The sequence below is a fragment of the Petrimonas sp. genome (genome assembly GCF_963921705.1).
In the GTDB taxonomy this organism is placed as follows: Bacteria; Bacteroidota; Bacteroidia; order Bacteroidales; family Dysgonomonadaceae; genus Petrimonas; species Petrimonas sulfuriphila.
The window spans coordinates 1,915,428-1,940,199 of the sequence record NZ_OY997410.1 but is presented as its reverse complement, the minus strand read 5'-3'; the positions used below and the strand labels follow the sequence as shown (position 1 = coordinate 1,940,199).

Genomic DNA, 24,772 nt, shown 5'->3' with positions numbered 1-24,772 from the left:
CGACCATAAAAAATGTTATTTTTGTATCGTTATACAAATTTATGACTCAGGCTGACAACATGAAAAAATATTTTACCGTTCTTATTTTACTATCCCTATCGCTTTCTCTTCTGTCTCAAGACTTTGATGGGAACTACAAGGATAAGACCGATTCATTCTCTTTTTCCAACGGACAAGCATTGTTTAGCCTAAGCGGTTTTGGAGCCCTGTTTACCCGAATGGTTGGCGAAGGAAAATATGAATATGTTGATAATTATTTGCTGGTACACACTTCCGGCTATCCCGGTGAAAAATCGGTGTTCGAATCCATCAACGGTACGAAAAAAGACTCCATCGTTGTAAAGGTAGTCGGCCCGGATAATTACCCTGTCCAGGGAGCGCTGACGGAGTTTCTGTCGGAATCCAACAAAATTATCCGTGGAAATATTACAGATGACCTGGGCAAATCCCAACATCCCAAAGATCAAAAAATTAAAAGGATAAAGGTAACCAACCTGGGTTACGATGATGTTGCCTTTGAGGTTGAGCAGGGAAAAGATTTTTTAGTAAAACTTGCCAGAAACAACGTTATTGAAAACCAGACGGTTGCTTTCAAAGTCAAGAGAGAAGATGAAGAAACTCTTTCGATCATCCTGCTTTCCGATAACTTTGACCCGGGGAAAGACAAAATAAAGTCCCTGGAAAAGCTCGATAAGAAAACACAAAAAAACAACGTGCTTGCCAAACGACTAAAGAAAGAGTATATACCGGCCTATCAAGGACGAGAATAAAATTTCACTCCCCCTTCAGTCCAGCCGGAAAAGTTACATTGTATTCGACGCTTCCGTCGAGTAACCTGATCCAGGTGTCAAATTCACGTTTTCCCTCCGTCAGTTGTACGATTCTCGCACCGTTGATTCCAGGTACATAAGTGGTTCTCCATCCCGAGAACTGGCCGTACGCTAATGCAATACCGAAATAATTCACGATATAATTGTTAACGTGATCGTGCCCGGCAAATGTACCCATAACATCCTGCATCTCTTTCATCGCGAGAAACATCCCCGAGTTTAAACCGGGGGAACATTCGTTTTCCTTACGCACCCCCACCCTTTTGTTCGTATCGTCGTCAAATGCCAGGCGGTATTCCGGAAGGGGAATATGGAAATAAGCCAGGGCTGGCAACGGCTGAAAATTATTTTGCCGGGTAAAATGAAAACTTTGCTTCTTATACCAGTCGATGACCTCAGAGGTTATCCATCCGTATCCCGACACATCGCTTACGGTTGAATAGGCTCCCGAGTCGAAGCAGTAAATCAACGCTTTCACCTGCATATCTTTTTCGCTTCCGTAAACGGGAAGGACATTATTCATAACGCCGCTCAACTGTCCACCGGCAGGATAGTTGCAATTGTACGGGTAATCCGTGATAATCTTTTCGAGTTCGAGGCGGGTTGTGCCGCTCTCATCGTCGTGATTTCCCAATGCAACGGCAAACGGTATTTTCCTGTCGACAACTAATTTTGTAACGGTGTCCCATCCTGTTTTTATCGGCCTTCCGGTTACAATATCCCCGGTGAAAATAACCATATCGGGCTTTTCCGTATCCAATACGCGCTGAATAGCCAACAAGGCCGTATCCGATTTGGAATTTCCGGGGACGTAGTGCACATCCGTAAACTGTGCTATCTTGAACAAACCGTCCTTGTTGAAATTTAATTTTTGTGCTTCTACTGCAGTGAACCACAACACAACAACACAACAAACAACAATTTTCTTCATACTCTTGCTATACAACATACAATGAACTTATCGACTCGTTGTTGCACACCCTCATGATGGCATTGGCAAACATATCGGCGACAGACAAGACTTTCACTTTACTGCACGATTTTGTATAAGGAATACTGTCGGTAAATATAATCTCGTTAAGCGAAGAATTTTCCACACGTTCACTGGCCGGATCCGACATGACGGCGTGACTGGCTATGGCTCTTACAGATCTGGCGCCGTTCTGCATCATCAACTCGGCAGCTTTGGTCATGGTTCCCGCAGTATCCACGATATCGTCAATCAACAACACATCCATCCCTTCCACATCCCCGATGATCTGCATATCCGAAATAACGTTTGCTTTTTTCCTGATCTTATAGCAGATAACCATGGGACAACCCAAGAACTTGGCATAAGCACTGGCACGCTTGGTTCCACCTACATCGGGCGTGGCAATCACCAAATTTTCCTGATTAAAGGTTTTCATATAATCCACAAAAACTCCCGATCCGTACAAATGGTCAACAGGAACATCGAAGAAACCCTGAATCTGGTCGGCATGCAAGTCCATGGTAATCAATCGGCTGATGCCGGCAGTGCTGAGCATATCGGCAATCAGCTTCGCTCCGATACTCACACGGGGCTTATCTTTTCTGTCCTGACGGGCCCATCCGAAATAGGGAATAACCGCAATGATGGACTTCGCCGACGCACGCTTGGCCGCATCAATCATAAGCAGTAACTCCATCAGGTTGTCTGAATTGGGAAAAGTGGACTGGATAAGGAATACTTGTCTTCCCCGAATGGATTCCTCGTATGAAACTGAAAATTCTCCGTCGGCAAAATGCTCGATAATCATATTTCCTAACGGACACCCCAAACTATTGCAAACCTTCTCGGCAAAATAACGTGATTTTGTTCCCGAGAAGATTTTAAACGGCTTATCTTGCATGACTTGTTGATTATAATTGAGTTAGTAAATTATTGGTTGATTCTCTCTTTGTAATAGTCTTTCCACGGACAAAAGTACAAACTAAATTCTAAAAAAACCTTTAAAATGTGTTTTGAATTTTTTCATGTACTGTTTTTAGTCATTTTTTGATGGGTTTGGATTTTCGTTTCGCATCCTATGGCAGGATATACGAAAGAAAGGAAAGTTCAAAATACTTTCTTAACAAGAGGAAATTTTGTACAGCTCGCCCGAGGTTGCCCCAACCTTTATCCGAATCGGGCTATCTATCGAAAAAACGGTATTGAACTTGCTATCCGACAACAACGGAAAAGCGTTAAAACTCCCGTTGTCAGGAATCCCGAAGAAATCCATAGCGTGGGTGGGAATATTTACCACAACATCAACCTCCTTGTTGTCAAAATTAACCACCGCCAGAATTAATTCATCTCCAGTACCCCGTAGAAATGCGAATTGCTTGGTGGAATCAAACTCAAAATTGTCGTAATTTGCTGGCATCAGGTCGTAAAAGAGTCCCTCACTCAACGCTCTCTCCCGGTTACACAAGGTAAGGAGTTTGGCATAAAATTTCTGCAACGCCCTTTCTTCTCCTGTCAACAAGGTATCGTCCCATTTCCCGTTATTATTCCAACGTCTAACCGTGTCTAGCGACCAATAATCAAAAATGGAGGTACGCCCGTTCTTGCCACTGAAACCCTCCTCATCCATTCCCCGCTCGCCCAGCTCCTGGCCAAAATAGATCATTACAGGATTTACGTTCACGCAGGCAGTAACAATCATCGCAGCGGGTCCATGCTTTCCGTCTTTCAGAAAATAATCCGAAGCTACGCGTTGTTCATCGTGGTTTTCAATAAAATTGAGCATTTTGTGCTGAATATCGCCCACGTTATTCAGGGCAAACGTGATGTCCGACGACGGACGATACCCGCAGGCCACATCACGCAAAACGTCATATAACCCTACTTTATCGTACAAGTAATCAAAGTTGTCGTGGGCAAGAAACAACCGGTAGGCGTCGGGATTGTATATCTCCGCCAGAAAGAGAATTTTCGGGAACTCTTTTTTTACTTGCGGAATCACCCATCGCCAAAACTCCAGCGGGACCATTTCTGCCATGTCTACCCGGAAACCGTCAATATTTTTCTTCGACCAATAGATCAATACGTCCCTCATCTTGTTCCACGTATCGGGAATTTTGGAGAAGTGTTTTATGTAACCGTTCTGTATATCGATGCCGTAGTTAAGCTTAACCGTCTCATACCAGTCGTATGGGGTGGGTTTATTGGTAAAACAATCGTTCCCGGTGACTTTTGCCGGCGACTCCCTGTAGGTTACGTCCGCCATTTTCTTTACCGGGAATTGAATTTCCAGCTCCTCACCCGGAAGGTAATAAAAGTTGTTGCCGGGAGAAAAAGCCACAGAAGTGTCGTCGTTGCAACCAAATTCGTCAACTCCCTCCGGACGGTTAATCGATTTGTAGTTCCTTGCCAGGTGATTCGGCACAAAATCAATGATTACCTCCATCCCGGCACGATGGATACGTTCAACCAACGCTTCAAATTCGCGCATCCGGCCGTTCACGTTCATCGCCAGATCAGGATCAACATCGTAAACGTCCCGCACGGCGTACGGAGACCCGGCATTGCCTTTAATGATTTCCGGATATTCACGGGGAATGCCGTATTGGGTGTAATCCGTTGTTGAGGCATGCGCCAATACGCCGATAAGCCAGACATGAGAATAACCACCCTTCTTTAACTGATTGAGAAACTTACCTGTTATATCGTTAAACTTTCCGCATCCGTTTTCTTCCAGGGTCCCGTTTTGAATGTTGTTGGCCTGAGTGTTCCCCAGCAGACGCGGCAACAGTTGATAGATGAATATTTTACGTGGCTTCATAATGTTGTTTTTTTAAATTTACCTATTCGCTGCCTCACTTTCTTCTCGAGTTCGTAATGTCGGTGACACCTTCTGATAATGCCCAGCGATTTTTCTTCACCAAGCGCTGTTGAAGCACACTCGTAGCCTATTTCCCTTATTTTGTCGATGTTGTTCAAATCGAACATAAAGTATTTTTGCGCTTCCTCCGCTTCTACAAGGATGTCACATAAACTCCTATCTACCAACGTATTTGAATTCGACATCAGTTTAAACGTACGTTCGGCGGTAGTTTTGATATTGACTTTGTCCGATAAAGGCGTCATCAGCGAAACATTCACGCCGATAACGTACTTACACTCATTCCGAATAACAGAAACCGGAAAATTTTTCAATAATCCACCGTCAACATAGGGCACACCACCAATAACCTTGGGAGTGAAAACGATGGGGACCGAACAGGATGCCACCACGGCATCTACCAACGATCTGCCTTCCGAAAAAACTACAGTCCGGGCCTTTTCCCAATCGGTTACAACTGCTTTAAAAGGAATTCTCAGTTGTTCGAATGAGCTCGACCGCAAATTGTCTTTCAGAAATTTCCCGACACCTGAAGTTTTAAAAAAACCCGTCTTGGGAATGGAAAATCCGATAAATTCATGGAATTCTTTCTTTCGGAAGAGCTCGCTAATCTCGTCGGGAGAAAAACCATCGGCATAAAAAACTCCAGCTAACGCACCGGCACTGGTACCTGCAATTACATCGGGTTTCAGGCCATAACTCTCAAATACCTTGAAAGCGCCTAAATGAGCAAACCCTTTTGCACCGCCACCGCTTAGCGCATAACCCAAATAATATTGAAAATTTTTCCCAAATATTGCCACGACGGTTCCCTTAATGGTACTACAAATATGCTAAAAAATTTGATGATTGTCAAAAATAAAACCGTTATCAAATGGTTTATTTATGTTTTTTTATACAAATAAACCATGGTTAATGCGACAAAAACCAATACCGCAATACCAAGTGGCTTGTTCATCTGCATTCGATTAAAATTATTTTATTATAAAACCCCGACGGGCATTTCAAAGGAAGACAACAGCGTGCCGAACACTTTATACGCTGTGCCCATCCCTTCCATTGGGATGCCTATTTCCCAATCATACCTGATGAGTTCTTTCCAATTGCCCGGCATGGAGGTCTCGAGGCCCAAATTCAAATTCTGATTTAACCGGTGCAGGGCCAAATCATTTATCGACATGCGAAAACGGTATGAGACGGTTTTTGCCGATTCCGCATCCAGCGTTGGCTGCCCTTTTTCATCAACCCCGTATGAAAAGGTCATAAAGCAATTACCCTCCTCTGTGTCAATCGTGTAAGTTCCTTTACCCCGTACTTTCAACACGTAATCGGTTGACGATGTGCTCTCCCTGTTGACAAGGTAGAGATCCCGCTCCGTGTTGTTTACCAGGCAAATCCATTCTATAGTGTTCAAGGAAGCGGGGAAAGGAGGCACTTCGCCGTTATCTGTTTTGTTAGCTTTGGATATGCGCATCACCTCATAGTTATCGGTCACCTTAATCTTCAATTTTTGCGATTCTTTGGTTAGGTTATCCGTAACCGTGAGCCGGGCATCTCCTTTGAGCCTCCCCTGAATGGCAATCATTCCCGCCGCACTCGACCAGCCGGTTTGCATTTCTGCCGAAAACAGAAGCGGGTTTTCTACTTCCAGCGTGTAATTTCCGCTGCCTGTTTTCGGCCCGATTAAGACCGTTCCATTCACGGGCACTTCGCGATAATCGTAATAGAAAGAGAGTGATTCGTGTTCTGTTTTTTCACAACTTGTCAACCCAAGCGACACGAAAAGGATAGCTACTATGAGCAGGCAGCTGTTTTTCAATACAGATTTTCTCATTGTAATGATTGTCTAAAGATTCTAATTGACTGTTCTTTTACGTAAGACGTAGAATCTGAGAAAAAGCTGCACAAATAATGTTAAATATAAATAAAAGAAATAAATGAGAGAAAAGGAAAAATAGCTACCGCCTTGATTGGTACGGTTTCGAAGTCCGGCAGAGGTATTGGTTGCCAAGTTCATTCTTCAATTGCAAAATGGTTTTGGCAAACACCGGATGAACGGTGTCTGGCGAGATTTCGGCAAAAGGGGTCAACACAAAGTCGCGCAAATGAAAGCGGGGATGCGGAATGATTAATCCGGGTTCCTCAACGATTCGGTTATCAACCATCAGGATGTCAATATCGATGGTGCGATCGGCATACCCACCATCCGGAGATTTTTTTGTCCGCCCCAGTTCCTTTTCAATCGCCTGAGTTACCCGCAGTACCTCTCTGGCTTCCAGGATTGTGACCAGTTCACAAACGGAATTAACGAACCTGTTTTCAGACTCGAAACCCTCCGGATCGGACACATAAAAAGCGGATTTGGAAATAATTCTCCCTATCCGCTTGTTAATTTCTCTGTAGGCACGCTCGATATTTTTTTCCTTGTCTCCCAGGTTGGAGCCCAATCCCAAAAAAACAACATGAATATCGTTATCAGGCATTTTTCAGCGTAGCATCATCGCACAAAGTGCGCGTTTTAAATTATCAGCATAGCATCCCCGTACGCACCAAACTCGTATTTCTCCTTGATGGCCGTCTGATACACATCCATAATTCTTTCGTATCCGCCGAAAGCAGTCGTCACCATCAAAAGCGTGGAGAACGGCAGGTGGAAGTTGGTAACCAACGCATCGGGTAGTGTAAAGTCATAAGGCGGGAAAATAAACTTGTTCGTCCATCCCTCCCTCGGCTTGATGTGCCCGTCTGTACTGATGGTGGTTTCAATAGCCCGCAGAACCGACGTACCCACGGCACAGATTTTGTGCCCGTTGTCTTTTGCCGTATTCACCTTGTCGCACAACTCCTGCGTAATGATCATCTGCTCCGAATCAACTTTATGCTTGGTTAAATCCTCCACGTCTATATCGCGGTAGGCACCTAATCCGTGGTGAAGCGTAAGGAAGCCGTAATCGATATTTTTAATCTCCATACGTTTGATCAACTCCCGACTGAAATGCAGTCCTGCCGCAGGAACAACGACAGCTCCTTCGTTATTGGCAAAAATATTCTGGTACCTCTCCGCATCCTCCGGCACGACCGACCGCTCCATGTATTCGGGAATTGGCGTTTCACCGATGGAGAAAAGCAGGTCTTTGAACTCTTCGTACGGTCCGTCGTAAAGAAAACGAAGCGTACGTCCGCGTGAGGTGGTGTTGTCAATCACTTCAGCTACGAGCTCTTCATTTTCGCCAAAGTACAACTTGTTCCCGATCCTTATTTTCCGGGCGGGATTAACCAAAACATCCCACAGATGCTGCGTGGGATTCAACTCCCTGAGCAAAAACACTTCTATTTTGGCTCCGGTCTTTTCTTTGTTTCCGAACAACCGGGCAGGAAAGACCTTGGTGTCGTTGAAAACGAAAAAGTCGTGGGCGTCAAAATAATTCAGAATATCCTTAAAAACAAGATGTTCTATTTTATCGGAATTTCGATGAACCACAAGCAATCTGGATTCATCGCGATGTCTACTCGGATACTTGGCAATCAATTCCTCCGGTAAATTAAATTTAAACTGAGAAAGTTTCATATGTGATTAAACTGATTCTTTATAATACTATCGTGAAATAATTTATTGTTAAGCCTCCCCTTTGGCTAGCTGCCGGTCAAAAAAATCGTCCAGCTCTTCAACCTTTAAACAATCATTCAATGATACATCTCCCACCCTCGTTCGTTGGAGAGCAAGAAGATGTGCACCCGACTGAAGGCTTTCACCTATGTCGCGCGCCAGGGCACGTATATACGTGCCTTTACTGCAAACAACCCGGATAGTTATCGTTGGTAAATTGTAAAACAACAATTCAATTTCCTTTATAACCAATATCTTTGGTTTTAGTTCAATTTCTTCATTCTTCCGGGCAAACTCGTACGCTCTTTTACCGTCGATCTTGACTGCCGAAAAAAGAGGCGGGATCTGTTCAATTTTTCCGGTGAATTGCTTCAGGCACTCTTCCACCTTTTCGCGTGAGATGTGTTCCACCGGATATTCGGCATCAATTTCCGTCTCCAGGTCAAAAGAGGGAGTAGTTGCTCCCAGCCGGATCTCGGCAATATACTCTTTTGTTTGAGCCTGTAACCTTTCAATCTCTTTTGTCTTTTTTCCCGTACAAACGGTCATTACGCCTGTAGCCAGCGGATCGAGTGTTCCCGCATGCCCTACTTTCAGCTTTTTAATTTTCAGTTTCTGGCACAACTTCGCCCGTACTACCCTCACCAGCCGGAACGAAGTCCAATGCAGCGGTTTATCGATGTGTAAGATCTCTCCTTCAATAAAATCCATATCACGCTACGTTTGATACGGTTCCGGATAACAGCAACACGATCAGCAGAACACCTACGATAATTCTGTACCATCCAAATGCCTTAAATCCGTGTCGGGTCAGAAAATCGATAAAAAACCGAATAGCAATGATGGCAACCACAAAAGCAACCACGTTTCCGATAATCAACACCCCTATATTTTCCTGCAACATTGCTGCACTGGCAGGATCCTTTATCAGCTGATACAGCTTGTAACCGGCTGCTGCAGCCATGGTAGGTACAGCCAGGAAAAACGAAAATTCAGCGGCGTTTTTCCGGTCGAGCCGGGTGCTCATACCTCCCACAATGGTAGCCATCGACCGGGAAACACCCGGAATCATCGCAATACACTGAAAGAAACCGATCTTCAACGCCCGCTGCCACGATATCGATTGATTCTCAACGGGTCTATTGAACCACGTATCCACAAAAAGCATCACGATACCGCCTGCGACAAGCATCACGCTCACGACAAAGACATTCTCGAGCAGCAAGTCGATCTGGTCTCCAAAAGTCAACCCCAACACTCCTGCCGGGACAACAGCGATAAACAATTTCCAGTAAAAATCGAACTTATGCAGAAACCGCCTTAGAAATGTCCACCCTTTCTGTACGAACCCCTTTCCTGCTACGGCGCTCTTATCGAAAATCACCACCGGATTCAGTCGAAAAAACCGTTTCCAGTAAAGAAGCACCACCGACAGAATGGCTCCAAACTGAATAATCACTGTAAATGCCTTTACAAACGGTGTACTCTCAATCCCAAGCAGCGCCTGAGTTATGATCATATGCCCGGTCGAAGAAACGGGCAAAAACTCTGTCAAGCCCTCTACAACAGCAATAATAATTGCTTCTAAAATACTCATCTAACTTATCAGGGAATTATTTTATTTCTTCCTTTTTCCTGTCCTTTGCCGGATACAAAATTCCGACAATCATCAGCACAAAGCCGGCCAGACAAACAAGTGGGGCTACTTTGATGCGTCGCGCACTGAATATATCGGGTTCAAAACCGTCAAAAGTTGTTGCAGGGCCACTCATCAGCAGAAAGCCTGCGATGATAACAAGCACGGCAACCCCGCAAATGATGAGGTTTATTTTATGGAAAGCAAGATTTTTGTGAGACATACTTTTTAAATTATGAGTTTGGAGTTTTATGCGTGTTGTGTAAGATGTCAGATCGCTATACTGAATGAAGACTCTTGGATTGTATATAACATCTTTTGTTTGAAATCTATTAAATTATACATAATACAAGTTCTCGGTTTTCATCTTCAGGTAGCGGTTCACCGCAAAATAAGTCGCCACGGTCGAAATCAGAATTCCCAGCAAGATGACGACAACAAAAATAACGATCAGTTCCGTCGCACCGATGATGGATTGCAACTCTGCGTATTCTTTGTTAAAATACGCAAGGACCAGAAAGATGATGCCGTCTGCAAAAATTCCCGAAACGATTCCCGTGAGAATATTACCGAGGATAAACGGCCGGCGGATAAAACTCCCGTTGGCGCCAACAAGCTTCATCGTATTGATAATAAATCGCTTGGAGTAAACACTCAACCGAATGGTGTTTCGGATCAGCGTAAAGGAAATAAACATTAAAACAGCCGCTAAAACAAGTAAAATAAGGGTAACCTTCGATAGGTTATCGTTGATAAGGTCGATGGCTTCCTGCTGGTACAGCAAGTCCCGAACATTGTTTTGCTGCCGGATCACCTGACTGATGACCGCGATACTGTCGCTGTTGGCATACTCCGAATGGAGATAAACCTCTATGGCGTCCTGTGCCGGATTATACCCCAGCAACTCTTCGGGATCTTCGCCCAAGTCTTTGATCAATTGTTCTTTTGCCTCATCCTTGCTAATGAACCGGGAAGATTTTACAAACGGCTGGCCGTCCAGGTTTTTCCTCAACCGCTGAATCCCGGCATCGGTAACATCGCTATCAAGCATCACGCTGAAGCTCATGTTCTCTTTCACGAATTTCGACAACCCGTTGCCCATAAACAGAATAAGGATAGTCAGGCCCAATAAGACCAACACCAGCGATATACTGATGGTGGATGTAATTTTTGCATTTACAAATCGCGCAGTGGATATCTTTTTCTTTTTCGACATAAAAAAGGGTTACACCAAGAAAAACCCGATTGCTCTCAATAAAAAAAACGGTTTTTTCCAAATTGGCTGCAAAGTAACAAAAATATTGCGAAAACTGGAAATTTACTCCGGTAATAATCAACAAGAAAGATTAATTTTCCAAAATCTCGTTTTCGCGGCCCGTTTTTTCAACAACTTCCCGGACGGTTACTGGCTCTCTTACCACCGTTTGCTTATGAGCACGGCTCCTGACAAGGGATGCCGCAATTGAGATGAGTAAAAACGAGGCAATAACAAGTAGCGACGTTACGTTGGAGATATGGAAATCCCAGGCAACGGTATGGGCATAATGATTGATAATCATTTTAAAACCGATAAATATCAAAATTCCGCTCAACGCATACTTCAGGTAATAAAACAAATCCATGATGCCCCGCAATGCGAAATAGAGCGACCGAAGTCCCAGGATCGCAAAAATATTCGACGTGTAAACAATAAACGTATTGGTCGAAACCGAGAGCACTGCCGGAATGGAGTCTATGGCAAAGATAAGATCGGTAAACTCTATAACGAGCAATGCCAGAAAGAAAGGGGTGGCGTATAGTCTTTTATCGATTTTTTTGAAAAATGTTGGCTCCGACATATCATCGGTTACCGGCATAACCCTTTTGAAAATTTTCACCAACCCGTTGTTGTTCGGATCTTTCTTCTCTTTTTCCTTTTCGTGATCCAACACCCTGAACTCATCCGCCACCATCTTGGCACCGGTGAACAACAGGAATGCACCGAACACATACATGATCCAGGCAAATCGTTCAATCAGGGCCACACCGGCAAAAATAAAGACCGCCCGAAAAACAATCGCTCCCAAAATTCCCCAGAATAAAACACTGTGCTGATGCTCGGGTTTAATCTTGAAAGCCGTAAAAATGATGATAAAAACAAATAAGTTATCAATGCTCAGCGACTCCTCGATAAGATAAGCCGTAAGAAACTCGAGGGCGCTTTCCTTGCCGAAGACAACGTAAACTCCCGCGTTGAAGACCAAGGCAAGTGAAATCCAGAAAAGGCTGAGCCACAACGCTTTTTTCACATCGATAACCGTACCTTTCTTATTAAAAACAAACATATCAAGCGACAGGAGAATCACCACAAGGATGATAAAACCTATCCAAAAAGAAGCACTTACTTCCATATCGTTTACTCTTGTAATTCTAAAAACTATTCTATTATATCGTTAACGATCAGCGAATAGCCTTTTTCATTCGGATGTAAACCATCCAGAAACAGGCTCTCGTCTATCTTTCCGCTTTTCGTCAATAATTTGTTACCAACATCCAGGTAACGGTAATTGTTCAGGGAGGCCATCTTGGAGATCTGCCGGTTGATAGCTGTCACTTCTGACTCCTTATTGCGTCGGGGAAGCAATCCGACGACTTTTATCCTGGCCTCCGGTTGACGAATCTTTATCTGCTCAAGCAGGAACTCCAGCCCCTCAACAATCTCTTCATCAGAAACTGATCCCAAGTTATTGGTCCCGATCATCAGAACCACTTCGCTAGCCCGGTAGTCATCGAGTTCGCCATGATACACGCGCCAAAGCACATTTTCCACCCGATCCCACCCGTATCCCAGGTTTAAATACCCGGCAGGCTGTACCTGTTTTTTCCAGCTTTGGCTCCCGTTCTCCCGTCCGGGCTCCCCACCCCAGTAATGGGTAATGGAATTTCCGATAATCACTTTTTCCGGACGCAGCAACTGAATGTTTTGCAGGATACCGGCATGCCGTTCTTTCCATTCGTAAATATAAGGTTCCCTTCGCTGGCTTACAGGCCTGGTAGTGCTGATTTTTCCGACAGGCATATTCAGTATCTTCCGGATTATTTTCTCGTATGCGTCGGCGTAGACCTGCATTCCAAGGTCACTGGGATGGATGTTATCCACACATCCGTCAGCAGGCATGTTAATGGAGTCCTTGTGCAGGTGGTAAATGTTCTTCACACCCAGCTCAACCAGCGAATCGAATGCCTGGCGCGATGCCACATTCATCCGGTCTGCCGTTTCCCTGGACAACTCGTTGAGTTCATCGTTCCTATACCCGATATGATCCACGATAAGAATTGGCACATCGTGCTTTTCCCGGAGTTTTTTAACTCCGTAAACGGTTCTTTTTATCACTTCTTCGGATGACAAGCTCCCCATGTTGGGAAGACAATCAAAAACGTAGAGCGATGCGTCTATTTCATCTATCAAATCTACAAATTCCTTTTCCAGCGGGCCATTTCCGGAAAAAGCCAGGTTGACGACCGGATAATCGAGCTTTCTCGATAAAATATTGGTCCAGGCCATTCCCGGGCGGGAAGCACATCCACCTTGTGCGATGGACGTCCCGTAAACCACTATCGGTTTCTCTCTGAGCACGGGAATAAACTTGAATTCCGCCGAATCGGGGACTCCAATCTCCATCCATTTTACCGAATTGTAAAGCGGGAGGAAAAGCCGGTATTCAAAACCCTGCTTGTGGTAGCGGCTCTGAGACAGGTTGTTGAACGTGTAGGTAACGGTATCGCCAAAGCTGTATTTATCGGTTGCTACGCGCCATTTGCCATCGGAATCCATCGCATAGAGATCGACTCCCGACTTTCCGGTGGCCGGCATGTGTAGCATGGCGTGGCTGCCAGCCACACCGTACCGCACTTCAATTTTCGCGGCGTTCGTGTAGAAATGAATGGCCAGCCCGGCTGAGTTTTCCGATAAATTCCAAACCGCCTTTCTCACTTTCTTCTCTGCGCGGTCGGGCAGGCGCTGATAGGTTTTTCCGATCTCACGGGTCCAACCCTGGTTCTGGATGACGTGTGCTTCTTCTTTCAACGGATCATGCCATTGGGTTTGTGCAGGCAAAGCAACTGTGCACAAAAGACTGACAACAAAAATAATACTTTTCATGATTTGGTTTTTTTTATCGGTTCCAACCCGGTTTCTTTTGCTTTTCGGATCAGGAAGTCATAGGCCGCATGACGTTCGTTGGGAATCTCTCCCTCCAGAATAGCTTCCTTGATAAATGATTTCAGTTCACCTACCTCCCGTCCCTGCCCCAAACCGAAGATCTCCATGATCTCGTTGCCGTCGATCGGGGGCTGGAAATTTCGCACACGGTCCTTTTCTTCAATCTCCGTAAGCTTTCTGCGGACGATCCTGAAATTCTGGAGGTGCCGCCGTACTTTCTCGGCGTTTTTCGATGTGATGTCGGCTTCACAAAGAGTCATCAAATCGTCTATATCGTCACCGGCATCAAACAACAGACGCCGAACGGCAGAATCCGTCACCTCCTCCTCCACCAGCTGCATCGGGCGCATGTGCATCGACACCATTTTCTGTGTGTATTTCATCTTTTCGTTCAACGGCAATTTCATGCGGCTGAAGATCCTGGGCACCATCTTTTCACCCACATAGTTGTGGTTGTGAAATGTCCAGCCCAGCTTATTGTCCCAGCGTTTGGTAACCGGCTTGGCAATATCGTGCAGCAAAGCCGACCACCGCAACCAGAGGTTGTCCGTCTTTAACGAGATGTTATCGAGAACGGCAAGCGTGTGGTAAAAATTATCCTTGTGCCCCACCCCTTCCTTGGTTTCGGCTCCCTTAAGCGCAACCAGTTCTGGTAAAATAATCTCCAACAAGCCCGTCTTCTCCAGCAAAACAAAGCCGACAGACGGTTTGGGGGAAAGAATGATTTTGTTCAGCTCATCCGCAATACGTTCCTTGGATATGATTTTTATGCGTTCCTTATTCCGGGCAACCGCATCAAACGTTTCGGGGAAAATGTCGAATCCCAGCTGCGAGGCAAACCTCACGGCCCGCATCATCCGCAACGGATCGTCACTGAACGTGATATCGGGATCGAGTGGAGTGCGGATAATCAAGTCCTGCAGGTCCTGTAGTCCGTTAAACGGATCCAGCAATTCGCCGAAACGGTTTTTATTCAGGCAGAAAGCCATTGCATTGATCGTGAAGTCGCGGCGTTTCTGGTCATCTTCCAGTGTACCATCCTCCACGACGGGATTTCGGGAATCGTGGGTGTAAGACTCTTTGCGGGCACCGACAAACTCGATTTCAAAATCCTTGTATTTCAGTTGTGCCGTACCAAAATTTTTAAAAACCGACAACTTCGTGCGTGGCCCCAACGCTGAAGCAACGGCCTCGGCCAAGGCAATCCCCTTGCCAACGGCAACAATATCTATGTCTTTTGACGAGCGGTATAAAAAGAAATCACGAACGTAACCGCCGATCACGTAGCAATCGAGCTCCATCCGGTCGGCCACTTCCGAAATAAGTTTAAAGATGTTTCTGTTTAGAAAATCCTGTATCTCTTCGCGAGAAATATCCATTAGCAAATCAAATTCTGTTATGATTTGCAAAATTACAATAATTGAGCGTGAAAACCATTTTAACGTTGAATTTTATTTCTTATTTTTGTATACTGATTATGAAAGGGACTCTATCAAATAAATTATATCCCAGACCGTTATCCGGTTATTGTTTTGTCTTTACGGCTGTTTGTGTTTTTGGACTTCTTCTTTTCTCCTGTTCAGGGAAAGGTAAAAATGCCAAAACCTACCTTGCCGAAGCCGAATCAGCGCTTAGCGCAGGCAACTATTCGCTGGCAAAGCTCAAGATCGACAGCATCAAGGTGCTTTATCCCCAATCGTTCGACGAGATAAACAAGGGGTTCGGACTGATGCAGCGTGTGCGGATGGCAGAAAACCAAAGGAACATTGTTTATTGTGACTCGATGCTTGCGGTCAACTACCAGCTGCTTACCAAAATGCTGAACGACTTCACTTACGTCAGGGACCCCAGGTATCAGGAGTTTGGAGATTATGTCCCCAAAATATATCCGCTGAGCAGCTCCTTTCACCAGAACGGGCTCCGTTCAGCCGTAAGCGAAAAAGGACAGATGTATATCGAGAGTGTGCTTTCGGGTGGCTCGCTGAAGCACAACCGGATAAAAGTGGCTACAAAAGACGGCTCCTTTGCGGAGTCACTGCCCGTCACTACCGATGGACTGAACTACCGGTTCAGCACGCTCAACACTACATACGAGATTGTCCGCTTCTCGGGAAACGATGACAACGGCGTGGCTAAATTCATCTACACATTTAAAGATTCACCCCTTACCCTCAGCTTTATCGGAAGTAGGACCACCTCGATTCCCCTGCCCGAAAAGGCAAAGAAAGGCATTGCGCAGTCGTTCGAGCTCTCCACACTCCTGCTCGACATAGAAAACCTCAAGTATGAAAAAGGGCGCAGTGAAGCACTGATAAACTACCTGGAAAGCAGGAAAACGGATTAAGAAACTGTTTCTAAATTCTGTAAATGCGGTCGCAATACCTGGCTACCTCCGCATGGTGGGTGATGAACAGCACCGTCCTGCTGCCAATGTGTTTTTTAAGGTTAGTCAGAAACGTTTTTTCGGTCTCAATATCCAGGGCCGATGTGGCTTCATCCAGCAGCAGAATTCCTCCGGGGCGAAGCAACGAGCGTGCAATAGCAATCCGTTGAGCCTGGCCTTCGGAAACCCCCGAACCGCCCATACCAAGAACCGTATCCAGTCCTTCGGGCAGCTCCAGGACAAAACCTGCGGAAGCCACATCGAGCGCTTCCACGAGCATCTCCTCGCCGGCATCCGGATTTCCTATCAGCAGGTTGCTCCGAATAGTGCCGCTGAACAACGTGTTGCCTTGCGGAACATACACAAAATTCGAACGGGTGGACGGGGACACCGTCACCGCCCTCTCTTCATTCCTTATCGAGATCGACCCTTTCTGCGGCTCAATCAGGGCAAGGATCAGCCTGATCAGCGTGGTCTTCCCCGTACCGGTTTCTCCCATGACCGCAACCATCTCTCCCGGTACGGCATCCAGTGAAAATCCGGAAATGACCGGCCTGCTTTCGTCTCCGTACGCGTAAGTGATGTCCTCTACACGCAACGAGACACGGCCTGCCAGGAATTGTTTTTCCCCAATCTCCTCGCTCTCCAGCTTTTTCAGGAACGATAGCCGTTCACTGGCCGCCTGGGCAGAAATCAGGGTTGGGAACAGGCGCATCAGATCGTACAGCGGACGTTGTATCTGATTGACCAACTGCAGGTAAGCCGTAACGGTACCGAACGTAATCGTTTTACCGGCAATTCCCCAGGCACCCCATATAAATGCAGTGATGTACCCGCCGCTGAATGCCAATCCCGAGACAAAGCGTGCCCAGGCCGATACCGTGGTTTTTTTCTCCACCTTCCGCTGCAGTTCCCGCTGCAGGTTCCCCAGCCTGTCCAACTCATCCTCCTGCCTTTCGTACGTCCGCACCACCAACTGATTCAGTAAATTTTCCTCCATCATGGAAGTGATGAAGCTTTCGCTTTCTTTTATCTGCCGGCTGTAATCCCTCATCTTCACGTAATAGGGTTTGCTGAAAAGAAGCAGAACCGGCATGGCAATGCCCAAGACAAGGGCCAGGAGCGGATCCATCAACAGCAGAATCAGAAATGCCCCTCCCAGCTGCAAAACAGCCGTTATCAGCATCGGGATCGCGGATATCAATGTTTTTATGATATCGTCCGTATCCTTGATCATTCGGGTCAGCACATCGCCACTATGCAGTGAGCTGGCCTCGGTCCACCTTGTATAGAGCAGGTTTGCGAAAACTTTTTGACGGATAGAATTCCCGACCCTCACCTCGGTCATGTTCACGTAGCGCACATCCACCACGTTCAGCAATACCCTGAACAACGTAAGCATGACGAGAATCAGTGAATAATGCAACAGCGAGCCTGTGGCATCTCCCGACGCGACATCAATAACCAGCTTCAGGGCCCACACGAAACTCAGCGACACGGCCACACTTAACACTCCAATCAGCGTTATCACCATCAGCGCTTTACGATGGCCCCTGGAAATATCGGTCAGAAACTTCAGAAAACGTAACATCTATTTTTTGAACAGCAGTTTCAGGTTGGTTGTTATTTTAGTTACCGGCAAAGGGTTTATGTGCCGGGGAGCAATACCGGATATTTTTTTCGTTCTCGCTACCGAATAGGTGAACCTGTGCCATTTTGCATCCCATTTCCCCCGGAAAGACTTGTTCCTGAAGGTAGAAAATCCGAAATTACCTCCCCTCAACACGTCATCCATCACCACATCCACAAATTTTCCTTCCGTATCGGTAGTAAACGGGAAAACACCCGGATCTGCACCCAGGTACCTGACGGCTGCCGATGCGAATACCTCCATGGCGTTTAACAAATCGAACTGCCTCGCCAGGCCTGTAAGCGCCTCTTTATCCATTTGCGGTGAGTGGGTATGCATGAACAGTACCCAATCGCAAAACTGACGGACACCGACACCCAGGTGGATAAAATGATGAAAGAGGTGATAAAAGAGAAAAAAAGCATTGAACTCAACGGGCAAGACACTCACTTTCAAGCTATCGATTTCCAGCTCGATAAAGCGATGGTTCCGTATAATTTCCTGCATCTTTTCTTCCAGCAGTCCGTCGTATTTCCTGATCCCGAAATAGCAGATGTTTTTGTGGTTTTCAACATGAATACCGTTGATTTCATAGGATTGATGATGGATATTTTCCGCATCCATCCGGCATCCTTTTTTTTTGGCCCATTCGTTCGCTTTTTCGTAATCTCCCTTCCGATAAAGAAACAGGTCAATATCGCCGGGAGCACGATGCTCCGGCCTGGGATAAAGGATAGCGTTGGCCTGTCCTTTTAACAGCACAAAGGGGCAACCTATCTTCCCGTATTCCATCGCAAGGTTCCCCAGTTCGTCGTTCAGCCCTTTGTTCAGTTTCTCAATAGCTTCAGCCTGCAAAAAAAGCGTGTACACCTCCTTTTTTCCCGGCCGAAGGGCTGTAGGCAACGTCATGATTCCGTCGTACAACAAGGCACTCACCCGTTGAGATTCCGCCAGGCTGATCACCTCTTCCCAAACCGTAGAGCCAACATGCCGGAACAGGTCTTCATCGGCCGACCTGTTCCAGATGGCAGATCGGAGCAACTCCAGGAAAAGAGAAACAGCCGGTTCATTCATAGATCGCACCGGCTTTCATCAGTTTATCGGCCAGTACCTGAGCATCAGCCACGGCCTGTGTTTTGTCGATACCGTATCTCCCCGTCAGCCTTTCCGCCCAGTCCTGAACGGTAAAGTCCACACCGAAGCTTCCGGCTATCAGAAATTCCGCGGATTTGTTGAGCGATATTACGCGGGTGTAGTTCATGTTCTCCCCGTCGTGGGAAACCAGGATGGACTCATCCCCTATCTGTTTGATTCTGATGTTCTCTTTTATCTTCATTTGACTTGTTATTTTTATTAAAGCCGTTTACGGCATACGCCCTTCAATCAGTATATCACTCCCGAAGGGCCGTTGGGCAATATCGGTATCCGCAGCACATGTTCCACGTACTGGAAATAGTAGAACAGTTTGTGGTTCAGTTCAAACCCATAATCCACACCCGGCTCATACCCTATGATAGACTCAAAGAACGATCTTCTCCGGGGCTGGGTCGCCAGGTAATTCCATTCCGACACATATTGCTGGTTCCAACCTTCGTAGTACTCCTGAGAACGATACCTGGCCGGGGAATTCTGGAGTGTGTACCATGTTTCAAATCCCGGATCAAATACAATCAGCTCGTATTCCACCGAATCTTCCTGCGGCGGTTCAATTTTCACCATCCCTTTTGGCCCTGAACAGGCTGCCAGGAATGCGAGAACGGTGAATAAAAAAAATATTTTTTTCATATTTCTGCTAATTCCCAGATAAAACCTTCGTAACAACGGGCTCGTAAACCAACAATCTCTTGCCAGGTTCCATTCAAGGCTTCCCTTGCTGATTTTCCTTCCCTTCTTATAAACAGCCGTCACCTCCGCAACGACATTTCCCTTGTCGCATCGCTCGCGGACAGACAGATTACCGTCGCCCCTGAGCGTCACCACCTCCCCTTCAACCTTCTCGATCCTGTGAACAACATAGTTGCTCCCGTTCGTCCTGGCCAGCACGATATTCCCTTTTGTCACCGATTGCCCGGTTAATTCCGAGAGTTCGACCTGATCCGTCAACGGGCGGATAAAAGGCAGCATACTGTTTCCCTTTACCGGAATCCTCACCGCACGGCGCGCTTCAATTTCCTCCAGAATATGCGAAAAGAAGACCTCGTTCGGGACAATCAGGGATTCCATTCTTACGGCAATAACGAGCGGGTTAATGACACAGCTTCATAGTCCGGCCGGCAATCGAGCCGGTAAACCGGTACACGTTGCAAAACAGCCGCAACAACATCCAGCACCCGGTCTTTATTACCGGCATCCGACCGGAGCATCGCCGCCGAAGCATACAACGAAGAGAGCGCTTCAACGTTCCTGAGCCGTGTCAACCGATTTTCGGGGCTCTGGTACAGGTGGACGAAAGCGGCAACCTCCGCGGACGCGTTCCTGAAGCAGGCCGTGCTTCCGCTCCAGGGAGCTCCGTAAACCCTTACCGGCTCGTCTTCGAACACGCGTATCAGCGGTTCATCATCGTTCAGCAGCGTACAGCCAGGCACAAACTCTCTCCACAGCCGGCTGTGGGTACTTTTTCCCGTTCCGCTCCTACCTAAAAAAACCAGCGCCTTGCCGTTCAGTTCCGTCACGGAGGCATGAATCTTGATGGTCCGGTTCGCAAGGATGGAGGTCACGCCAAAGGCCAGCCTCAGGAAACTATTGAGAAAGACGGCTTCGTTTTTATCGGTAAACGAGAGATCGCAAACCACCTCCTTCCAGTCTGCCGGAGCAAAGAACCGGTGTTCCTTCTCCCCCTGTTTCATGGAGACAACCATCCCTTCCGGTGAGTGGTACACCCGATAGTCCACGCCGTTCCACTCCATCGTATCGTCCGGCGGAAATTCGGGCAGATGAACCTCCCGGTGGCCTCTTAAACTGAACAAAAAATCATCGCCGGAACTATTTTCCACCCGGAAAGGGGTGTAATTCGGCATAATTCCGGTAGTACGTGCCCTGTCGGGGGTTTCTATGCAGAATAGATGCCCGGCCACACTGTATTTAAGTTTCTCATTCATAACTCAACACAAAGATATATTTTTTTATTTTCTTTCCACTTTTTTTTACCTATCTTTGTCCTCGAAATGTTGGTGTTACGCGTTCCAGATTTGGCTTCGGAACCGTAATGAAAAGGGAATCAGGTGAAAATCCTGAACAGACCCGCTGCTGTAAGCTTCGTTTCACGTGCTGAACAGATCACCTTTTGCCACTAAAACCCGCTCCTGCTTCCCCACAAGGGAGGCACTAGCTTCGGAAAGAAGCTCGAAAACCGGTTTTGGGAAGGCGTTCAGGACACGGAAGTAAGTCAGAAGACCTGCCATCGTTTCGCACCTGTTAATGGCTTTCGGGGGATAGAGCTTGAAAACGACTCGCGAACAGAATCTTTTTTATTTACGCGCTTCATTTTCAGAATGCTTTACCGGAATTAAAAATTCGGTATAAGATGAATGTTTTAAAAAGAAATGCAGTAATCGTTGCCGCACTTTATGCGGTAACTACTCCGTTGCTGGCGCAGACCAGCCTCGACAGCTTGCAGCACCTGCCCGAAGTGGTCGTGACGGAGAGGTATGGCGACCGGGAAATCCGCTCATCGGCTCCGATGCGTATTTTATTGCGAAAATCGATCCGGAACCTCAATGCGTTGCAGCTGTCCGACGTGGTTAAACACTTTCCCGGCGTTACCGTGAAGGACTTCGGGGGTATCGGCGGGCTCAAGGCCGTATCGGTACGTAGCCTCGGTGCCAGCCACACGGCGGTGAACTACAACGGCTTTACCATAAACGACATACAAACGGGACAAATAGATATCGGCCGGTTTGCCCTGGACAACGTCGATATGATCTCCCTGAACTCGGGACAAAGCGATAACATCTTTCAACCGGCCCGGCTGTTCGCGTCAGCCTCGGTACTGAACATCCAGAGCGCCGCACCACAGGTAGGCCCGGGAAAAAAGGTCAACGGGAGGGCTTCGCTCAAAGCCGGATCGTTCGGCATGTTCAACCCGGCAGTCTCCACCAACCTGAAACTTAACGAAAAGCTATCGGCATCGCTGAGCGGCGAATGGCTGTCCGCTAACGGTGAGTACCCGTACATCTTGCATTACGGTGAGGCCGGAAGAGACAGCTCATCGGTAGAGAAACGCGAAAATACCGATGTGAAGAACCTCCGGCTGGAGGGTGCCCTGTTCGCCAACTTTTCCGATAAAAGCAGCGGAAACCTGCGCACCTACTACTACCAGTCGGAACGCGGACTGCCCGGAGCCACCATCCTCTACAACACGTCCGGCTTTTCCAAACAACGGCTCCGGGACAACACCTTTTTCACGCAGGCACACTACCTCAACAACCTCTCCGGGCGGTGGGCCTTACAGGCAAATGCCAAGTATAACCACGGCTATGTGTATTACCTCGATCCGGAATTTTTAAATGCGGAAGGGAAACTGGAAAACAGGTACCGGCAAAACGAGTTTTACGGATCGGTTTCGGCCCTGTTCAGGGCATTGGAGAACCTCTCTTTCTCAGCATCAACGGATGTCGTGATGAACAACATGTCGGCCAATCTGCCGGATTTTGCCTACCCCACCCGCTACACCTCACTCTCGAGCCTTGCCGCGAAGTACGTCTCCGACCGGCTCCTGGCCACGGCCAGCCTCCTTTACACACAGACATCGGAGCACGTACGGTCGGGTACGGCTGCAGACAACCGGCACAGGCTCTCCCCATACTCCAGCCTAACGTTCCAGCCTTTCGAAGCGATCGATTTCCGCCTGAGGGCGTTCTACAAAAATATTTTCCGGCTACCCACCTTCAACGACCTGTATTATTCGCGCGTGGGGAAACGGGACCTGAAACCCGAAGATACGCATCAGGTCAACATAGGGTTCACTTATTCCACGTCCGCGGGCGACCGGCTCCTGCTGCTGACAATGACCACAGATGCCTATTTCAACAAGATCAACAACAAGATTGTCGCCTACCCCAACCGGAACATCTTCGAGTGGAGCATGATGAACTTTGGCTCGGTGGAGATTTGCGGCGTGGACATTGCGCTGGAAAGTGCTTTTGCGCTTTCCTCCAAGGTAAAGCTGCTTGCCGGAAGTTCGTTCACCTTTCAGGATTCCCGAAACAAGTCCAACCCCGGCAGCCCAGCCTATAACCATCAATTGCCCTATACGCCCCGCTTCTCGGGTTCGGGCCGGGCTGTTGTGGAAACGCCCTGGCTAAACGCGGCTTACACGTTGCTGTGGTCGGGAACACGGTACACCTCGGCACAGAACATGCCGGAGAACAGGTTGAGCGGGTATGCCGATCACGGCATTTCGCTGTCGAAGAGTGTTGAGATAAAACACAACAGGATCGGCCTGTCGGTCGAGGCCCTCAACCTGGGAAACAAGAACTACGAGATCGTCCGCAACTTCCCGATGCCGGGACGGTCATTCAGGGGAACCATTTCCATAAACTTTTAAATATTTAAATAAATGAAGAAGTATTTTGTATTTATTCTGCTGCTCACAACTGCGTTTTTTACGGCCTGCACGCCCGAGACCGTTATCGATGAAACTGAACTTCCGGCAAAGGAAGCCAAGCGTATTCTGATCCTTTCCGAAGGATTTTACGGAGACAACAGCGCGTCGCTTGCGCATTACGACTTTGATAAACAGGTATTGACCAAGGATTATTTCACGTCTGTCAACCAAAGGGGTTTGGGCGACACAGCCAACGACGCCATCCGGTACGGAGCCAAAATCTACGTTGTGGTCAACTCGTCCAGCACCGTTGAGGTGATTGCCGCTAACACGGGGAAATCACTGAAACAGATCCCGATGAAAACCGCTACTAACCAGGCAAAGCAACCCCGGTATGCCGCGGCTTACGGAGGAAAAGTGTATGTCACTTCACACGATGACACCGTCACCCGCATCGACACCACAACGCTGAGCATAGACGGTTCGGTGCAGGTGGGAGCAGATCCCGAAGGCATCTGTATCGCCAACAACAACATTTACGTGGCAAACTCGGGAGGGATGAATTTTCCCAACTACGACAAAACCGTTAGCGTAATCGACCTGAAGAGCTTTACGGAAACGAAAAAGATTGAGGTCGGTTTAAATCCCAAAAGGGTCTATGCCGATAAGGAAGGCGACGTTTATGTGTACTCGGTAGGCAACTATACAACGGTGCCGGCAACGTTTCAAAAGATCACCCCAAAAGGCGAGGTAGCCGCTTTTGATGAAGTGAAGAACATAATGGATTTCACCCTGTCCGGCGACAAGGCATTTATCTATTACAAGGATTACGCCACCTCTGAAACCGTGGTTTCTGTTTTTGACTGCCTGAACGACAAGCTACTCACCGGCAAGCTCATTGCCGACAAATCGATAGCTATTCCCTACTCCATTACCGTAGACCCCTTTAACGGCGATATTTACCTGACCGACGCCGTTGAATACGTGAAGATATTGGGAAATGTCTACTGCTACGACAAAACAGGAAAGCGTAAGTTCACGCTCGAGAACCCGGGTTACCTGCCTAACAGGGTGCTGTTTCTGAACTAA

Annotated in this window: 23 protein-coding genes and 1 riboswitch; of the genes, 4 read left to right on the top strand and 19 right to left on the bottom strand. The window is 47.2% G+C overall.

The features are described from left to right. Nucleotides 1-41: 41 nt before the first annotated feature. Nucleotides 42-770: a hypothetical protein gene (locus AACM02_RS07980; RefSeq protein ID WP_332457237.1), complete on the top strand. Its 729-nt coding sequence runs from the start codon at nt 42-44 to the stop codon at nt 768-770. Nucleotides 771-774: 4 nt separating this feature from the next. Here the strand turns inward: AACM02_RS07980 and AACM02_RS07975 are convergent, their stop codons facing one another. The 14 genes from AACM02_RS07975 to AACM02_RS07910 form a co-directional block, all read right to left on the bottom strand. After that, entirely contained in the window at nt 775-1,761 is a 987-nt protein-coding gene (locus tag AACM02_RS07975) for a metallophosphoesterase (protein WP_214062846.1), read from the bottom strand. A gap of 7 nt (nt 1,762-1,768) precedes the next feature. After that, the gene (locus AACM02_RS07970; protein ID WP_214062847.1) at nt 1,769-2,704 is read right to left on the bottom strand and encodes a ribose-phosphate pyrophosphokinase; all 936 of its coding nucleotides are present in this window, start codon (nt 2,702-2,704) and stop codon (nt 1,769-1,771) included. Between the two features lie 219 nt (nt 2,705-2,923). Beyond that, nucleotides 2,924-4,621, bottom strand: coding sequence for an alpha-amylase family protein (locus AACM02_RS07965; protein ID WP_332457238.1), 1,698 nt, complete (start codon nt 4,619-4,621; stop codon nt 2,924-2,926). Next, nucleotides 4,618-5,484 (bottom strand): patatin-like phospholipase family protein, encoded by an 867-nt coding sequence (locus AACM02_RS07960; protein ID WP_339116624.1) that lies wholly within the window; start codon nt 5,482-5,484, stop codon nt 4,618-4,620. Before AACM02_RS07960 ends, AACM02_RS07965 begins: the two co-directional genes overlap by 4 nt. A gap of 179 nt (nt 5,485-5,663) precedes the next feature. Further along, entirely contained in the window at nt 5,664-6,515 is an 852-nt protein-coding gene (locus AACM02_RS07955) for a hypothetical protein (RefSeq protein WP_339116623.1), read from the bottom strand. Between the two features lie 124 nt (nt 6,516-6,639). After that, nucleotides 6,640-7,164 (bottom strand): 2-amino-4-hydroxy-6-hydroxymethyldihydropteridine diphosphokinase, encoded by a 525-nt coding sequence (gene folK / locus AACM02_RS07950; RefSeq protein ID WP_339116622.1) that lies wholly within the window; start codon nt 7,162-7,164, stop codon nt 6,640-6,642. 35 nt (nt 7,165-7,199) lie between these two features. Continuing rightward, nucleotides 7,200-8,249 (bottom strand): tRNA preQ1(34) S-adenosylmethionine ribosyltransferase-isomerase QueA, encoded by a 1,050-nt coding sequence (gene queA / locus AACM02_RS07945; RefSeq protein WP_339116621.1) that lies wholly within the window; start codon nt 8,247-8,249, stop codon nt 7,200-7,202. 48 nt (nt 8,250-8,297) lie between these two features. Next, nucleotides 8,298-8,999 (bottom strand): tRNA pseudouridine(55) synthase TruB, encoded by a 702-nt coding sequence (gene truB / locus AACM02_RS07940; protein WP_339116620.1) that lies wholly within the window; start codon nt 8,997-8,999, stop codon nt 8,298-8,300. 1 nt (nt 9,000) lies between these two features. Then, the gene (locus tag AACM02_RS07935) at nt 9,001-9,885 is read right to left on the bottom strand and encodes an undecaprenyl-diphosphate phosphatase (protein WP_339116619.1); all 885 of its coding nucleotides are present in this window, start codon (nt 9,883-9,885) and stop codon (nt 9,001-9,003) included. 16 nt (nt 9,886-9,901) lie between these two features. Then, nucleotides 9,902-10,147 carry a DUF3098 domain-containing protein gene (locus AACM02_RS07930; protein ID WP_332457246.1) on the bottom strand — a complete coding sequence of 82 codons (246 nt, stop codon included), beginning with the start codon at nt 10,145-10,147 and terminating at the stop codon, nt 9,902-9,904. 114 nt (nt 10,148-10,261) lie between these two features. Next, nucleotides 10,262-11,140: an ABC transporter permease gene (locus tag AACM02_RS07925; protein ID WP_332457247.1), complete on the bottom strand. Its 879-nt coding sequence runs from the start codon at nt 11,138-11,140 to the stop codon at nt 10,262-10,264. A 130-nt stretch (nt 11,141-11,270) separates the two neighbouring features. Continuing rightward, a complete protein-coding gene (locus AACM02_RS07920; protein WP_339116618.1) occupies nt 11,271-12,314 on the bottom strand; it encodes a TerC family protein in 1,044 nt (347 codons plus the stop codon). 26 nt (nt 12,315-12,340) lie between these two features. Then, nucleotides 12,341-14,065 carry an SGNH/GDSL hydrolase family protein gene (locus AACM02_RS07915; protein WP_339116617.1) on the bottom strand — a complete coding sequence of 575 codons (1,725 nt, stop codon included), beginning with the start codon at nt 14,063-14,065 and terminating at the stop codon, nt 12,341-12,343. After that, complete coding sequence (locus AACM02_RS07910) at nt 14,062-15,504, bottom strand: CCA tRNA nucleotidyltransferase (protein WP_339116616.1); 1,443 nt, start codon at nt 15,502-15,504, stop codon at nt 14,062-14,064. The genes AACM02_RS07915 and AACM02_RS07910 overlap by 4 nt, the downstream gene beginning before the upstream one ends. A gap of 98 nt (nt 15,505-15,602) precedes the next feature. On the opposite strand from AACM02_RS07910, the gene AACM02_RS07905 reads away from it, so the two are divergent. Further along, nucleotides 15,603-16,469 carry a hypothetical protein gene (locus AACM02_RS07905; RefSeq protein WP_214063735.1) on the top strand — a complete coding sequence of 289 codons (867 nt, stop codon included), beginning with the start codon at nt 15,603-15,605 and terminating at the stop codon, nt 16,467-16,469. Between the two features lie 10 nt (nt 16,470-16,479). On the opposite strand, the gene AACM02_RS07900 is transcribed toward AACM02_RS07905, so the two are convergent. From AACM02_RS07900 to AACM02_RS07880, 5 genes are read right to left on the bottom strand one after another with little or no spacing between them, the layout of a single operon-like run. Further along, on the bottom strand, nt 16,480-18,099 hold the full coding sequence (locus AACM02_RS07900) for an ABC transporter ATP-binding protein (RefSeq protein WP_339116615.1): 1,620 nt from the start codon (nt 18,097-18,099) through the stop codon (nt 16,480-16,482). Beyond that, nucleotides 18,100-19,212: a nucleotidyltransferase family protein gene (locus AACM02_RS07895; protein ID WP_339116614.1), complete on the bottom strand. Its 1,113-nt coding sequence runs from the start codon at nt 19,210-19,212 to the stop codon at nt 18,100-18,102. Further along, entirely contained in the window at nt 19,205-19,474 is a 270-nt protein-coding gene (locus tag AACM02_RS07890; protein WP_332457253.1) for a PqqD family peptide modification chaperone, read from the bottom strand. The genes AACM02_RS07895 and AACM02_RS07890 overlap by 8 nt, the downstream gene beginning before the upstream one ends. 47 nt (nt 19,475-19,521) lie before the next feature. Next, nucleotides 19,522-20,361: a DUF6146 family protein gene (locus AACM02_RS07885; protein ID WP_339116613.1), complete on the bottom strand. Its 840-nt coding sequence runs from the start codon at nt 20,359-20,361 to the stop codon at nt 19,522-19,524. Nucleotides 20,362-20,363: 2 nt separating this feature from the next. Next, nucleotides 20,364-21,236, bottom strand: a complete 873-nt coding sequence (locus AACM02_RS07880) for a hypothetical protein (RefSeq protein WP_339116612.1) — start codon at nt 21,234-21,236, stop codon at nt 20,364-20,366. A gap of 53 nt (nt 21,237-21,289) precedes the next feature. Beyond that, nucleotides 21,290-21,555, top strand: a riboswitch (cobalamin riboswitch). Nucleotides 21,556-21,661: 106 nt separating this feature from the next. On the opposite strand from AACM02_RS07880, the gene AACM02_RS07875 reads away from it, so the two are divergent. Continuing rightward, nucleotides 21,662-23,683 (top strand): TonB-dependent receptor plug domain-containing protein, encoded by a 2,022-nt coding sequence (locus AACM02_RS07875; protein ID WP_339116611.1) that lies wholly within the window; start codon nt 21,662-21,664, stop codon nt 23,681-23,683. A gap of 12 nt (nt 23,684-23,695) precedes the next feature. Further along, nucleotides 23,696-24,772: a YncE family protein gene (locus AACM02_RS07870; protein WP_214062264.1), complete on the top strand. Its 1,077-nt coding sequence runs from the start codon at nt 23,696-23,698 to the stop codon at nt 24,770-24,772.

Coding starts and splice junctions, on each gene's coding strand:
- AACM02_RS07980 (WP_332457237.1), top strand. CDS start 42: ATGACTCAGGCTGACAACATGAAAAAATATTTTACCGTTCTTATTTTA.
- AACM02_RS07975 (WP_214062846.1), bottom strand. CDS start 1,761: ATGAAGAAAATTGTTGTTTGTTGTGTTGTTGTGTTGTGGTTCACTGCA.
- AACM02_RS07970 (WP_214062847.1), bottom strand. CDS start 2,704: ATGCAAGATAAGCCGTTTAAAATCTTCTCGGGAACAAAATCACGTTAT.
- AACM02_RS07965 (WP_332457238.1), bottom strand. CDS start 4,621: ATGAAGCCACGTAAAATATTCATCTATCAACTGTTGCCGCGTCTGCTG.
- AACM02_RS07955 (WP_339116623.1), bottom strand. CDS start 6,515: ATGAGAAAATCTGTATTGAAAAACAGCTGCCTGCTCATAGTAGCTATC.
- folK (WP_339116622.1), bottom strand. CDS start 7,164: ATGCCTGATAACGATATTCATGTTGTTTTTTTGGGATTGGGCTCCAAC.
- queA (WP_339116621.1), bottom strand. CDS start 8,249: ATGAAACTTTCTCAGTTTAAATTTAATTTACCGGAGGAATTGATTGCC.
- truB (WP_339116620.1), bottom strand. CDS start 8,999: ATGGATTTTATTGAAGGAGAGATCTTACACATCGATAAACCGCTGCAT.
- AACM02_RS07935 (WP_339116619.1), bottom strand. CDS start 9,885: ATGAGTATTTTAGAAGCAATTATTATTGCTGTTGTAGAGGGCTTGACA.
- AACM02_RS07930 (WP_332457246.1), bottom strand. CDS start 10,147: ATGTCTCACAAAAATCTTGCTTTCCATAAAATAAACCTCATCATTTGC.
- AACM02_RS07925 (WP_332457247.1), bottom strand. CDS start 11,140: ATGTCGAAAAAGAAAAAGATATCCACTGCGCGATTTGTAAATGCAAAA.
- AACM02_RS07920 (WP_339116618.1), bottom strand. CDS start 12,314: ATGGAAGTAAGTGCTTCTTTTTGGATAGGTTTTATCATCCTTGTGGTG.
- AACM02_RS07915 (WP_339116617.1), bottom strand. CDS start 14,065: ATGAAAAGTATTATTTTTGTTGTCAGTCTTTTGTGCACAGTTGCTTTG.
- AACM02_RS07910 (WP_339116616.1), bottom strand. CDS start 15,504: ATGGATATTTCTCGCGAAGAGATACAGGATTTTCTAAACAGAAACATC.
- AACM02_RS07905 (WP_214063735.1), top strand. CDS start 15,603: ATGAAAGGGACTCTATCAAATAAATTATATCCCAGACCGTTATCCGGT.
- AACM02_RS07900 (WP_339116615.1), bottom strand. CDS start 18,099: ATGTTACGTTTTCTGAAGTTTCTGACCGATATTTCCAGGGGCCATCGT.
- AACM02_RS07895 (WP_339116614.1), bottom strand. CDS start 19,212: ATGAATGAACCGGCTGTTTCTCTTTTCCTGGAGTTGCTCCGATCTGCC.
- AACM02_RS07890 (WP_332457253.1), bottom strand. CDS start 19,474: ATGAAGATAAAAGAGAACATCAGAATCAAACAGATAGGGGATGAGTCC.
- AACM02_RS07885 (WP_339116613.1), bottom strand. CDS start 20,361: ATGGAATCCCTGATTGTCCCGAACGAGGTCTTCTTTTCGCATATTCTG.
- AACM02_RS07880 (WP_339116612.1), bottom strand. CDS start 21,236: ATGAATGAGAAACTTAAATACAGTGTGGCCGGGCATCTATTCTGCATA.
- AACM02_RS07875 (WP_339116611.1), top strand. CDS start 21,662: ATGAATGTTTTAAAAAGAAATGCAGTAATCGTTGCCGCACTTTATGCG.
- AACM02_RS07870 (WP_214062264.1), top strand. CDS start 23,696: ATGAAGAAGTATTTTGTATTTATTCTGCTGCTCACAACTGCGTTTTTT.